At 72.5% G+C, this 13,686-nt stretch carries 10 protein-coding genes; all 10 read left to right on the top strand.

The window, feature by feature from the left end:
* The first annotated feature begins 7 nt into the window (after positions 1-7).
* From ACFXPK_RS05705 to ACFXPK_RS05750, 10 genes are read left to right on the top strand one after another with little or no spacing between them, the layout of a single operon-like run.
* Complete coding sequence (locus ACFXPK_RS05705; RefSeq protein WP_385072009.1) at positions 8-694, top strand: hypothetical protein; 687 nt, start codon at positions 8-10, stop codon at positions 692-694.
* Positions 695-727: 33 nt separating this feature from the next.
* Positions 728-1,420, top strand: coding sequence for a hypothetical protein (locus tag ACFXPK_RS05710; protein WP_385072012.1), 693 nt, complete (start codon positions 728-730; stop codon positions 1,418-1,420).
* A 6-nt stretch (positions 1,421-1,426) separates the two neighbouring features.
* Positions 1,427-1,795: a hypothetical protein gene (locus ACFXPK_RS05715; RefSeq protein WP_385072014.1), complete on the top strand. Its 369-nt coding sequence runs from the start codon at positions 1,427-1,429 to the stop codon at positions 1,793-1,795.
* Positions 1,788-2,927: a hypothetical protein gene (locus ACFXPK_RS05720; RefSeq protein ID WP_384991077.1), complete on the top strand. Its 1,140-nt coding sequence runs from the start codon at positions 1,788-1,790 to the stop codon at positions 2,925-2,927. Before ACFXPK_RS05715 ends, ACFXPK_RS05720 begins: the two co-directional genes overlap by 8 nt.
* 34 nt (positions 2,928-2,961) lie before the next feature.
* Entirely contained in the window at positions 2,962-3,486 is a 525-nt protein-coding gene (locus ACFXPK_RS05725; RefSeq protein WP_384991080.1) for a phage baseplate assembly protein V, read from the top strand.
* 20 nt (positions 3,487-3,506) lie between these two features.
* Positions 3,507-3,854, top strand: coding sequence for a hypothetical protein (locus ACFXPK_RS05730; RefSeq protein WP_385072017.1), 348 nt, complete (start codon positions 3,507-3,509; stop codon positions 3,852-3,854).
* Positions 3,851-4,234 carry a GPW/gp25 family protein gene (locus ACFXPK_RS05735; protein ID WP_384991085.1) on the top strand — a complete coding sequence of 128 codons (384 nt, stop codon included), beginning with the start codon at positions 3,851-3,853 and terminating at the stop codon, positions 4,232-4,234. The genes ACFXPK_RS05730 and ACFXPK_RS05735 overlap by 4 nt, the downstream gene beginning before the upstream one ends.
* On the top strand, positions 4,231-7,452 hold the full coding sequence (locus ACFXPK_RS05740) for a putative baseplate assembly protein (protein WP_385072020.1): 3,222 nt from the start codon (positions 4,231-4,233) through the stop codon (positions 7,450-7,452). The genes ACFXPK_RS05735 and ACFXPK_RS05740 overlap by 4 nt, the downstream gene beginning before the upstream one ends.
* Positions 7,449-11,378 (top strand): putative baseplate assembly protein, encoded by a 3,930-nt coding sequence (locus ACFXPK_RS05745; RefSeq protein WP_385072023.1) that lies wholly within the window; start codon positions 7,449-7,451, stop codon positions 11,376-11,378. Before ACFXPK_RS05740 ends, ACFXPK_RS05745 begins: the two co-directional genes overlap by 4 nt.
* Positions 11,375-13,675: a hypothetical protein gene (locus ACFXPK_RS05750; RefSeq protein WP_385072026.1), complete on the top strand. Its 2,301-nt coding sequence runs from the start codon at positions 11,375-11,377 to the stop codon at positions 13,673-13,675. Before ACFXPK_RS05745 ends, ACFXPK_RS05750 begins: the two co-directional genes overlap by 4 nt.
* Positions 13,676-13,686: the final 11 nt, after the last annotated feature.

Consider the following 13,686-nt stretch of genomic DNA (forward strand, 5'->3'; position numbering starts at 1 on the left):
TGTAACCATGACGGCGATGTCAGGATTCGAAGAAAAATATTCGAGGATGCTTGCGAGTCTTCACGTGTCGCCCGAAATGAATGTACTGGTTCGCACCCAAGGGGAAATCGATGAAACATACGGAAACAGTGCAGAAATTTTCGAGAAGATTGCTGCCTGGCTAGGGATTTCACTGGACCCATCGCTGCAGCGCTGCCTGATCAGGTTCAACGAGGTGGCTGCACACTGGCATATCGATCAATCACCGACTGAACTCACCGGAGAGTTCAACCTGCCATTTCTCCTGGTTGCCCTCGCCCATCCATCGCCCCACCTTGGATGGGACGGTATGCCCGAAACCGAACGTCAACTTGTGTCGGAATTCAAGGTCATCGACAGTACTCCCGACAGCGGCGTTGGGCACCTTACATCTCTCCGCATACAAGAATGCGTAACGATACCGGAAGTTTGGTTCCTTGATTCCACCCGCGGTACCTACAAACTGGATGTCTGCTACTGCCAGTACATGGAGGCACTACTACTCACGAAAGGGACATACGGGTGGCAGTACCTATTCGCCGATGTATCCCTGGGCGCGACCGAATTTGAGGCTGTTGAGAACAGTATGAAACAGATGCTCAGGCTTTTCCCTTCATTGTTCCCTGATTTCGACTACGAGCCTCTCCGGGTTCGGCTGGCCGAACGACTTCGCTAGATGACCCGACGCAGGGGCCCAGAAAGGTAACCCATGACCCGGTACGCCGACATACCCAAGCCCATCCGCTCCGGCATCGTCATCGTCGACCCCGAGCGCGGCACCCCGCAGCGCATCATCGTGCTCCAGTTCAACCCCGACACCCTCGAACGCTCCGTCTCGCCCCAGTCGGCCGGCGGCAGTGGTGATTCCGGCGGAGGCGGCAGCGGAAGCGGGGACAGGAACGAGGCTCTGCGCCTCAAGGGGCCCGCGCAGGAGACCTGGAAGTTCACCGCCGAGATCGATGCCACCGATCAGTTCGAGGTCGCCGCGCCCGACGGGATTCATCCTCAGCTCGCCGTGCTCGAAATGCTGGTGCAGCCGACCAGCGCGCAGCTTCGGGCCGCTTCCAGGCTGGCGCAGAACGGGACCATCGAGATCAGTCCGATCGAGACACCGCTGACCCTCTTCACCTGGGGGAGCAAGCGGGTGATGCCCGTTCGGCTGACCGAGCTGTCCGTCAACGAGTCGGCGTTCGACGTGAATCTCAACCCCATTCGGGCGAGCCTCAGCATCGGGCTCAAGGTGCTCACCGTCAGCGATCTGCCCGCCGGGCATCGCGGGGCCGAGTTGTATCTGGCGCATCTCGCGCAGAAGGAGCGGCTCGCCGCCGCCGCGGTGGGTGGGCAGCTCGGGAGTCTGGGGCTGAGTGGTGGCGTGGGATTCAGCGCCGGGATCGGGAGGTAGGCGAAGATGATCGAGCCGTACGAGAGCGCACTCGACGCGATCCCCGGATCGCATCCGTATCCCCGCGACAGCCGGTACCACGATGTCGGGATCGGGGTGCACGTCCAGGCCGACGGGACCGAAGTCCGCTACGCCAAGCGGCGGTTGCTGCCCGCGCTCGACGAGGCGGAGGACGCCGTCGCGCCGCACATCGTCAGCAGCGGGGAGCGGCCCGATCACCTCGGGCAGCGGTACTTCGGGGACCCCGGGCAGTGGTGGCAGATCGCCGATGCCAACCCCGTACTCGATCCTCGGGAGTTGACCGCCGAGCCCGGCCGGCGTATCGACGTTCCGCTGCCGGGCGGGTTCCCCGGGCCCGGGGGTGGCCGTGGCTGACGAGCCGGTCGGGAACGGGCCCGTCCATCTGACCCTGCACATGGGGCCCAAACTCACCCGGCCCGTGCCCGCGGAGGTGACCGAGGCGTTGCTGTCCGCGCAGATCACGACCACCTCCGGGGAACGCAGCGGGTTCCAGATCGCGTTCGACCTGACGAAGACCGGGGTGATCAACCGGCGGTTGCTGCCCGAGGGGTTCTTCGATCCGCGGACCCGGGTGATCGTCACCGCGTCCGTCAAGGGCGTCTCCACCGTGCTGCTCGACGGGCTGATCGTGCGGCAGGAGGTCGGGGCCAGCAATCAGCCGGGGCAGACCACCCTCACCGTCACCGGCGAGGACCTCACCCTGCTGATGGACCTGGAGGAGCGGACCGACCGGTATCCCAACCTCGCGCCGTCCCAGCGCGTCGAGCGGATCCTCGCCACGTACGCGGATTACGGCATCGATTCGCGCATCATCCGCGAGCAGGTGCGGCAGCCGCCGCGTGAACAGTGGCGCGTGGACTACCAGACCGGGACCGATCTCCAGTATGTGAACGAGCTGGCGAAGGCTAACGGGTTCACGTTCTATCTCGAACCCGGGCCACGCCCCGGGCGGTCCGTCGCGTTCTGGGGGCCCGAACAGCGGCTCGGGCAGCGGCAGCACGCCCTCAACGTCAACATGGACAACAACTCCACCGTCGACCAGCTCACGTTCGCGTACGACGGGACCGCCCGCGAGGAGCCGCAGGCGCGCGTGCAGGATCCGCGGACCCGCGATGTCACCCTGCTCGCCCAGCCCGACATCAGTCCGCTCCGGCCGCCGCTCGGCCGCCGTGCCACGCCCGCGCTCAAGCGCAAGACCCTGTCCGGCACCGCCAAGAAGGATCCGGGGCAGGCCGAGGCAGAGGCGCTGGCGCGCGCCGCGACCTCCGCCGACGCCATCTCCGGGTCCGGGTCGCTCGATGTGAACCGGCACGGCTACATCCTGCGACCGCGCGAGCTGGTCGGGGTGCGGGGCGCCGGGGTGACGTACGACGGCGACTACTACGTCAAGTCCGTCACGCACAACCTCAGGCCCGGCTCGTACCAGCAGAACTTCACGCTCTCCCGCGAGGGACTCATCGCCAGGAGCACCACCGTCCGTCCGTAGAGGACGCCAGGGATCAGACCAGGAGCTACTTCGTATGGCGGCACCGAACAACCGCTTCCTCGGCAAGTTCCGGGGCCGGGTGGTCGACAACAGGGATCCGCTGCGGATCGGCAGGATCACGGCGCAGGTGCCGGACGTGCTCGGGGACGAGGCGTCCACCTGGGCGCTGCCCTGCCTGCCGTTCACCGGGCGCGGGTCGGGGCAGTACGTCGTCCCGGAGATCGGGTCCGGCGTGTGGGTGGAGTTCGAGCAGGGGGACCCCAGTTTTCCCATCTGGACGGGGAGTTGGTACGGGGACGCTTCCGAGCTGCCGCCGTCGGCCCGTGCCGAGCTGCCCGGCTCGCAGCCCGTGGTGATCCAGACCCCCGGCAACCACAAGCTGGTGATGTCGGACGTGCCCGGCGGCACCGGGATCCTCCTGGAGGCCAGGGGCGGCGCGTACATCCGGATCGACGAGAAGGGCGTGACCGTCGGCAACGGCAGTGGCGCGACGATCGAGTTGATCGGTGACGAGGTCAGCATCAACGGGGGCCGGCTGACCGTGCCCAAGAAGCGATGAGCACAGCGACGGGGAGAGACATGTTGTCCGGGAATCTCATCAACACCGGGTCCACCATCAGTTGTCCGCACGGCGGCCGGGTGACGCCCGCGTCCGGCACTTCGTCGGGGGTGCGGCTCGACGGCCTGCCGGTGCCCGCGGCGACCGACACGTTCGGCGTCACCGGCTGCCGGCACACCGTCGACCGGGTGCCGTACCCGTGTGTCACGGTCCGCTGGACGCCGGGGCCCGGCGACGACGCGGTACGGATCGACGGCGCGCCCGCGCTGCTGGACACCACCTCGGCGCTCTGCTTCAGCGCCGCGCTCGTGCCGCAGGGGCCGCCGGTCGTGACCCCGCTGTCGGGCCGGGGGGTGTGCGCGCGATGAGGAACAGCACCGTACGGAGCGACATCGCCTTCCCGTTCCGGATCGACCGCCGGGGGCGCACCGGGCACGCCGCGTACGACGACCATGTCCGTGACCTCGTCGAGCAGTTGCTCTTCACCAGCCCCGGTGAGCGCGTGATGCGCCCCGACTTCGGGTGCGGGCTGCTCGATCTGGTCTTCACGCCCAACAGCCCCGAACTCGCCTCCGCGGTGGAGCTGTCCGTACAGGCGTCGCTCCAGCGCTGGCTGGGGGATCTGATCGAGGTGGAGGCCCTGGACGTGATCAGCGAGGAGAACGTGGTGCGGGTGCATCTGCGGTACGTGGTGCGCTCCACCGCGAGCCGGCGCGACGAGGTGTTCGAGGGGAGTGGTCCGGCATGAGCGGGCCCGGAGGCCAGGTGGAGTGCCGCAAGGACGGACGGCGCGCGAAGGTGCGGGCCGCGCGGCTCGGCGGGGTGGACGCGGTCGAGGTCGGGGACGACGGGCTGACGCTCACCGTCACCTTCCTCGGGAAGGCTCCGCACGGGCTGTGCGCGGAGAACGTACGGATCGACGGCGGCCGGCGGATCACGGGCATCGAGGCCGTGGACGTCTCCGTCGAGCGCGAGGAGGACCCGGAACTCGACGACCTGCTGTTCGTCACCCTCGACCGGACCGGGGACACCTCGCGCTACCGGCTCTCCCTGGTCGACACGGACCCGTACGGACGGCCGGGCACCGAGCCGTTCCCCGGTTTCGACCAGCGGTACTTCTCCGCCGGGTTCGACTTCCGGGCCGGTGGTCCGACCCCCTTCGACAGCGTGGACGAGGGGCCCCATGGCGGCACGGCGCCCGTCGGCGGCACCGTGCCCGTCGTCCACACCGCGCCGGTCATCGACTACGTGGCGCGCGACTACGACTCGGTCCGCAAGGTGATCCTGGACCGGCTGGCGCTGACCACTCCGGGCTGGGTCGAGCGCAACGCCGCCGACCTGGGGACGACGGTGGTCGAACTGCTCGCGCATACCGCCGATTTGATCAGTTACCAGCAGGACGCAGTGGCCACGGAGGCGTATCTCGACACGGCCCGGCGCCGGGTCTCGGTACGCCGGCACGTACGGCTGATCGACTATCCGATGCACGACGGGGTCAACGCGCGCGCCTTCGTGACCGTCGAGACCACCCGTCGACTGACCCTGAAGCCGGGGCTGTTCCGCTTCGCAGCCGTCGACGTACGGCGGCTGGGCCCGCGCGACCGGCCCGAGACCGGCACCGTGCTGGACGACGGAGAGCTGGCCGTGCTGGACGAGCGCGGGTCGGTGGAGGTCTTCGAGCCGGTCGTCCCCGAGAGCCCGTCGGCGCGGTCGGCGCCGCTGGTCCTGCGGCCTGAACACAACACCATCCGCTTCTGGACCTGGGGCGGCGAGGTGTGCGCGCTGCCCCGGGGCGCCGTCTCCGCCACGCTGCGGGACGCGTGGACGGACGAGGAGTGCTCGGCCCGTGCGCTGGATCTGTCGCCGGGCGACCTGCTGCTGATCGAGGAGGTACGGGGCGCCCGTACCGGCACCCCCGGTGACGCGGACCCGGCGCACCGGCAGGCCGTACGCCTGCTGTCCGTCACCCCCGCCGTGGACCGGCTGGCGGATCAGCCGGTGCTGGAGGTGACCTGGGCGCCGCGGGACGCGCTCGCGTTCCCCGTCCGTCTCTCCACCCTCGGCGGACCGCGGTGTACGCCGGTCGAGGACGTGAGTGTGGCGCGCGGCAATGTCGTGCTCGTCGACCACGGCCGGTCCCTGGGCTTCGGCCGGGGCGCCACGGGGGAGACGGTGGTCGTACCGCCCGCGCCCACCGTCCTCGGGTCGTGCGCGCCGGGCGGCTTCGGCTGCGGCGATCAGGACCGGGGCAACGCGCCCGCCGCGCTCCTCGACACACTGCTCGACCGGACGCGGCGCGGGCGGCCGCTCACCCCCCACCAGGTGCGGGAGCTGTTCGCCGTCGTCGGCGACGCGGCGACCGAACGCGTCGGCATCGGGCTGGAACAGGCGGGACGCACCCGCGAGAAGGTCGTCCCCGGTACCGCGTACGCCCAGGCAGAGGCGCTGGCGGCGCTGCTGGCCCAGACCACCTACCCGGGCATCGCGCCGCGCTTCCGGCCGGTGCTGGACCACTCCCCCGTGGTCCAGTCCGTGCCGTTCCCGGAGCCCCGCCATGTCTCGGCGGGGCAGGCCGACCGGCTGGCGGCGATTCCCGGCCGGGTACGGCTGCGGCTCGTGGAGCTGTGGCGCAGCGCCCGCGACCACGACGGTCTCGCGGAGCCGGAAGTCCGTGAGCTGACCGTGCTGTTCGGCCTTCGGGTGCTGGAGCGTTTCGAGCTGCGCCGCCATCCGGTGCGCGCGCTGCGGGAGTTGCTGCACCGCAGTGAACGGCTGCTGGCCGCGAAGCTGCGCCGGATCGAGGTGCTGGGCGCACGGGCCCGCGCGGGCGCGGTGCTCGGCGGCTCCGTCGTCTGGGAGATCGAGCACAGTTGGGGCCCGGAGTACGCGGCCGGGCTCCACCCGGCCGATCCGGTGCTGCACGGCCCCGCCGCCGCTCTCGTCCAGGATCCGCGCGCCGCGCTGCCCGCCGTACGGGTGAAGGACGGCGACACGTTCTGGGCGCCGCGCCGGGATCTGCTCGGCAGCGGGCCCCGGGACCGGCACTTCGTCGGTGAGCTGGAGGACGACGGGCGGATCGCGCTGCGCTTCGGCGACGGGCGGTACGGGGCGCGGCCCCGGCCGGGTGCCCGGCTGGAGCCGCGGTACCGGATCGGCGGCGGAACGGCGGGCAATGTCGGGGCCGAGGCCATCGGCCACCTGGTGCTGTACCGCGATCCGGACGCGCCGGAGACACCGGGCGCCGAGGAGGCGTCGGCGGTGCGCCGGGTACGTAATCCGCTGCCCGCCGTCGGCGGCACCGCTCCCGAACCCGTCGACCAGGTGCGGCAGTTGGCACCCCTCGATCTGAAGCGCACCCGGCTGCGCGCGGTCACCGCCGAGGATTACGCGGCGCTGGCGACCGCCCTGCCCGGGGTGCAGCGGGCGGCGGCGGAGATCCGCTGGACCGGGAGCGTCCGGGAGGCGCATGTCGCCGTCGACGCGCTGGGCACCGGTGAGCCCTCCGCCGAACTGCTCGACTCCGTGTCGTACGCGCTGGAGGGCTACCGACGGATCGGTCATGACCTGGTGGTCGGGCCCGCCCGTACCGTGCCGCTGGACGTCCGGCTCGTGGTGTGTGCCGGCCCCGGCCATCAGCACGGCCAGATCCTGGCCGAGCTGTACCGGCTGCTGGGCGGCGGGCGGGCCCGGGGCGGTGGGCTCGGCTTCTTCCACCCCGACGCGCTGAGCTTCGGCGAACCGGTCCGGCTGAGCAGGCTGGTGGCGGTGGCTGCGGGCGTACCGGGCGTGGAGAGCGTCCGGGTGACCCGGCTGCGCCGGCTGTTCCACGGAGATCCCGACGACGACACGGCACTGGAGGACGGCGTGCTGCGGCTCGGACCGCTGGAGATCGCGCGTTGCGACAACGACCCCGACCGGCCCGAGAACGGCCGGCTCTCGATCGAGCTGGGCGGAGGTGCCCGATGAACGGCGTCCCCGGAACCGGCCCGGCCCATGGCCGTGACCCTGACCGTGACCACAGTCATGGATGCGGATGCGATGGCCACGACGAGCGGTACGCGCCCGAGGCGCCGTACAACCCGCCGGGCCGCACCGCGCTCGACCACCGTGTCGGCACGTACGGTTCGTTCCTCGCCGCCATGCTCGACCGGCTCGCCTCCCCTGCCTACCCGGCGCTGCGCGGGCTGACCGTCCGCACCGCGGACGACCCGGCGATCGGGCTGCTGGACGCCTCGGCGGTCGTCGGTGACCTGCTGACGTTCCACAGCGAGCGCGCGGCCGACGAGGGGTATCTGCGCACGGCGGACGAGCACCGTTCGCTGGCGCTGCTCGGACGGCTGGTCGGACACCGGCCCCGGCCGGGGATCGCCGCCGACACCCATCTCGCGTACACACTGGACCGCGATCCGCGCGCCGAGGACCTGCCGGTGCTGATCCCGCGCGGGGCACGGGCCAACACGGTGCCCGCCGGCGCCGACGAGGAGTCGCAGGCGTTCGAGACCGGTGCGGACCTCGTCGCGCGCGCCGCCTGGAACGAACTGGCGGTACGCCGGCGCCGCCCGGCGCTGCTCACCCCGGACGATCTGCGCCGGCGCTCCGAGATCCAGGTAGCGGGGGCCGACAGCGGGCTGCGGACCGGCGACAGGCTGCTGTTCGTCTTCGGTACGGCGGCGGAGACGGTTCCCGGCGAAGGGCCGGGCGGGCAGACCCTGTTGCTGCCGGTGGCGCGGGTCCGGGTCGACCGCGAGGACGATGTGACGGCGATCGGGCTGCCGCAGTCCCCGCCGCCTTCGCTCGGCGAGCTGATCGCGGAGGTACGCGAGTGGATCACCGAGGACGACCGGGCGACGGAGGACGGCGACCCGGCCCCCGACAACCCCAACCCGCGCCCGGTCAGCATGATCCTCTCCGACTTCGACGACCAGGTACTGGCGCCGCTGCGCGCCGATCTGGCCGGGATCACCTCTCCGGCGCAGCTCGTACGGCGCCTCGCGGATCCCCGCGAACGCCTGGCCGAGGCGGTGGCGCTGGCCGCCGCCCACGAGGAAGTGGCGGCCTGGTGCGCCCAGTTGCACGCCGTGCTCGGTGAACTCGCCGAACGGGCCGCCGAGCTGGAGACCTCCCAGCCGAGCCAGCCCGACCGGCCCACACCCCTGGGCCGGCGCAGCTCCGTACGCCAGGACCCGTCCGGACCACCGCACCAGCCTCACCCGCCCGGTGCCGGCGGTGCCACGGCCGGGGCCGCCCTGCGGGCGCTCGGCGCCGTACTCCCCGCGCTGCGCGCCCGCGCCGCGAAGGCGCCGTCCGGGCGGCGCGCGCCGTCACCCGGCCCCGTCCCTCTCCTCGCGCCCGGCTCCGATCTGGGCGCGCGGCTGCTGGCCGCGCTCGATCCCCGGGCGGCGGACGGCCTGTACACGGCGTGGCGCGCCGCCTCCCCTGCGGCCCCTGCCGCCACCGCCGCGCAGGCGGCCGTCCCCCTGCTGCGGGAACTCCAGGCGATGCGGGTGACGGCCGCGCCCTTCGGGGCGACGGCGCCGCTCCAGCCCGTGCAGGACGAGCGCGGCCGGGTCATCCGTCAGACGGACTGGCCGCTCACCGGATCGGCGCTGACCACCGTACGGGTCGTCCTCGACACGGCGGGCAGGGTGCCGGTGCGCGCCGAGTTCCAGCACACGGAGCACGGCTCCTCCGTGCAGACCTCGGAGAACCTGCCCGCGGAGAAGACCTTCGACCTCGGCCCCGGCCGGATCGCCCTGAGCAGCCGCCCCGCGCCGAACGCCGGAGAGCCGGGAGGCACCGGCGAGCGCGCCGAGCCCGAACAGCCCGGCGTGACGGTCCGGTTGCTGCCGGGGTTCCCGGAGCTGACCCTCTTCTCCTCCCTCCCCGGGGACGACGGACGCGTCCGAGTCACCGTCCGGGGCGACGCGTCGCGGGAGTGGTCGCTGGCGCCCGGCGAGCGGCACCAAGTGGCGTACGAGGGATACGAGTTGATGGTCCGGTACGCGGGCGGCAGCGAGCCCGCGAACATCGAGGTCGGCATCGCGACCGTTCCCGAGCAGCCGCGCCGCCACGTCCTGGCGCTCGACTCCGTGCAGGACGGTGTCACGGTGGGCAGCCTGGTCGTCGTCGAGCGTCCCCGCAAGGGCGCCACGGGCCCCGACGGGATCCCCGGCGACCCGGCGCTCGCCTCCGTGACGACCAGGGTCACCGCCGTACGCACCGCCGTGTACACCGACTACGGCATCACGGAACGCGGCACCGAGCTGACCCTCGCGGACCCGTGGCTCGACCCGCACGACGTGCTGCTCTCCACGATCCGGGACACCGTCGTGCACACGGGCGGCGAGCCGCTGCGCCTCGCCGACGAGCCGCTGGACGCCGATGTGGCCGGCCATGAGCTGGAACTCGATGCCCTCCACGACGGGTTGAACCCCGGGCGCCATCTCGTCGTGTCCGGGGAGCGCACCGACATCCCCGGTACGGCCGGGGTGCACGGCACGGAACTGGCGGTGATCGGCGCGGTGGAGCAGCGCCTCGACCCGCTGCTGCCCGGCGACCGGGTCCGTACGGTACTGACGCTCACGGCCGGTCTGGCCCACCGCTACCGGCGTGACTCGGTGCGGATCCAGGGCAATGTGGTCCCGGCGACGCGCGGCGAGAGCCGGGACGAACCGCTCGGCAACGGCGACGTGAGCCGGATCCACCAGACGTTCGCCCTCTGGCAGTCGCCGCTGACCTGGCTGCCCGCCGACAACCCGCTGGGCGCCGTCCCGACCCTGGAGGTACGCGTCGACGGACTGCTCTGGCACGAGGTGGACAGCCTGGCCGGACACGGGCCGCGCGACAGGGTGTACGTGTCGGGGACGGACGCGGGCGGACGTCCGACGGTGACCTTCGGCGACGGGGTGTTCGGCGCGCGGCTGCCCACCGGGCACGAGAACGTCCGGGCCCGCTACCGCTTCGGCACGGGCCGCGCCGCCAATGTCCCCGCCCACCGTGTCACCCAGGCCATCACCCGGCCGCTGGGGGTCACCGCCGTGACCAATCCGCTGCCCGCGACCGGCGGCGCGGACGGCGACGGGCCCGGTCTGACCCGCCGTACGGTCCCTCTCGCGGTCTCCGCGCTCGACCGTCTCGTCTCCCTGAAGGACTACGAGGACTTCGCCCGTTCGCGGGCGGGCATCGGCCGGGCGTCGGCCCGTGAGATCTTCGACGGCCGGCGGCGGGTGCTCCATCTGACGGTGGCGGGTACCGACGACATCGCGATCGCCGAGGACTCCGAGGTGCTGCGCGCGCTGCGCTCCTCGCTCGTGCGGTACGGGGACGCGCGCCTCCCGGTCCGGGTCGATGTGCGCGAACTGGTGCTGGTGCTGCTCGCGGCGCGGGTCAAGGTGGCGCCCGACCACGGCTGGACCGTGGTCGAGCCCCGGCTGCGGCAGGCGCTGCTGTACGCGTTCGGCAGCGGGCGACGGGAGTTGGGCCGGTCCGTGCAGCTCTCCGAGGTGCTGGCGACCGCCCACCGGGTGCCCGGGGTGGAGTACGTCGACGTCGATGTCCTCACCGGGGTGCCGGCGTCGGTGACCGCGGAAGGGCTGGCCGGGCTCGCGGACGGGGCGGCCCAGCCACACGTGTCGGTCCCGGCCCGGCTCGCCACGTACGACGTGGACACCCACCGGGTCACGGCGGCGGACGGCGAGACCCTCACCCTGATCGCCGCGCGGTACGGCGTACCGCTCGCCGAACTGCTGCGCCTGAACCCGGACATCACCGACACCCGGCGGCTGGAGCGGGGGCGCGTGGTGGTGGTCTTCCGGGGCGTCAGGCCGGCGCAGCTCGCCGTACTGACGCCGGAGATCGCGGACACACTGATTCTGACGGAGGTCACCGCATGAGCAGGGAACCGGACGGGCTCGCGGAGCTGCTTCCGCAGTGGCACCGGCTGCGCGACGCCGAGGAGGGCGAGCCGCTGCGCGCCCTCCTCGCGGTGATCGCCGAACAGATGGACCGGGTACGCGACGGGGTGGAGCAGGGGTACGAGGACTGGTTCGTGGAGACGGCGGCGCCGTGGGCGCTGCCGTACCTCGGCGATCTGGTCGGTCACACGCCGCTGCCGGGTTACGAACGCGTCCGGGCGCGAGGGCTCGGCGCGGACGGCGAGGCAGGCACGCGCGGGCGGCTCGCGGAGGCGCTGGCGCCGCGCCGGGATGTCGCCGCGACGGTCGCCAACAGGCGGCGCAAGGGCACGCTCGCCCTCCTGGAGGAGCTGGCAGCCGGGGTGGCGGGCTGGCCGTCGCGGGCGGTGGAGCTCTCCCGGCTCGTCGCCCACCACCAGCCGGTCAAGCTGTACGGGGCGGCGACCGCCGCGGTGGACGCGCGCCGTCTGGAGCGCGGTCGGCTCGCGGATGTACGGGACGGCTCCGCGCTGGACCTGGCGGGCGGCCCGTTCGGCGCGGTGGCGCGGACGGCGGAGGTCCGGCGGGCCGGATCGGAGCGTCGCCAGGGCGGCAACTCCCCCGCTGGGGTAGGGCTGTTCGTATGGCGGCTGAAGCCGCATCCGGTGACGGACTCGCCCGCGTACTGCGTCGACCGGGCCCGTAACCTCTACACGTTCTCGATACTCGGCAACGACACCCCGCTGGTGACGAAGCCGGTGCCCGAGCCGTCGCCCGCCCATGTCGCGACGGTCGACCACGTCCCCGCGTACATCCGCCGCAGGCAGCTCGCGGACCGGCTCGTGGACTACTACGGCCCCGGGAAGAGCTTCACGATCCGGCGCGACGGCGGGCGGGACCCGGTGCCGCTGTCGGACCTCGTCGTGGCGGACCTGACCGACTGGCGTTACCGGCCGGCGCGTGGGCAGGTGGCCGTGGACCCGGTGCTCGGGCGGATCGCGTTCGGGTCGCGCTCGGCGCCGCGCCAGGGCGTCTGGGTCAGCTACCACACGGCGTTCTCCGACGACACGGGCGGCGGCGAGTACCCGCGCGAGCGCGAGACCCCGGTCACGGCGGCGGTCTACCAGGTCGGGCCCGGCCGCCCCTTCCAGCGGATCATGGACGCGTACGGGGCGTGGCGGGACGACCGGCGCGGCGGGCGCTGCGGCCCCGACGGTGTCATCGAGATCACGCACAGCGGCGCGTACCAGGAGCAGTTGGACTTCGAGCTGGACCCCGGCGACCGTCTGGAGGTGCGGGCGGCGGAGGGCGCGCGGCCGGTGATCCGGCTGCTGGACTGGTACAGCAACCGGCCCGACGCGCTGAACATCCGGGCCAGGGAGGACGGCGAGAACCATGAGACCGGCGGGACCGGCGGGACCGGCGAGACCGGTGAGAGTGGGGAGAGCGGCGGGGCCGGCGGGACCGGGGAGAGCCGGGCGGAGAACGAGCGCGACGGCACCGGCGACCGCCCGGACTGCGACGCGGGACGGCCCGCTCCGCCGCGGATCGTGCTGGACGGCCTGCTGATCACCGGACGCGGTCTCCATGTGTCCGGGCCGCTGGGCGCGCTCGTCCTGCGGCACTGCACGCTGGTCCCCGGCTGGTCGCTGGAGCCGCGCTGCGAGCCGCACTCCCCCGAGGAACCCAGCCTCGTGCTGGACCGCACCACCGCCTGCGTGGCGATCGAACGGAGCGTCCTCGGCACCATCGAGGTGATCGGTGACGAGGTGCGGCACGACCCGCTGGACCTGCACATCCGCGACAGCGTCCTCGACGCCACCGGCCACGACCGGGCCGCGCTCTCCGCGCCGGACTGCCGCCACGCCCACGCAGTCCTGCACGCGCACCGCACCACGGTGATCGGCGAGATCCACACGCACGCGGTGGAGATCGTGGAGAACAGCATCGTCACGGGCGTGGTCCGGGTGGCCCGGCGGGGCATCGGCCGTATGCGGTTCTCGTACGTGCCACCGGGATCGCGCACGCCGCGCCGCCACCGCTGCCAGCCGGACCTGGTGGGGCGGGAGCACGCGCCGCTCGTACGGCCGCTGTTCACCGGCGAGCGGTACGGGACACCCGCGTACGGGCAGCTCGCGGACGGGTGCGCCGAGGAGATCGCGCGGGGCGCGGAGGACGGCTCCGAGATGGGCGCCTTCCACGACCTGTACCAGCCGCAGCGCCTGGACAGTCTGCGGGCCCGGCTCGCCGAGTACACCCCGGCGGGTACGGACGCGGGGATCTTCCGCGTCACCTGACCGCCCGCCCC

The organism is Streptomyces sp. NPDC059142 (assembly GCF_042755665.1).
Taxonomy (GTDB): Bacteria; Actinomycetota; Actinomycetes; order Streptomycetales; family Streptomycetaceae; genus Streptomyces.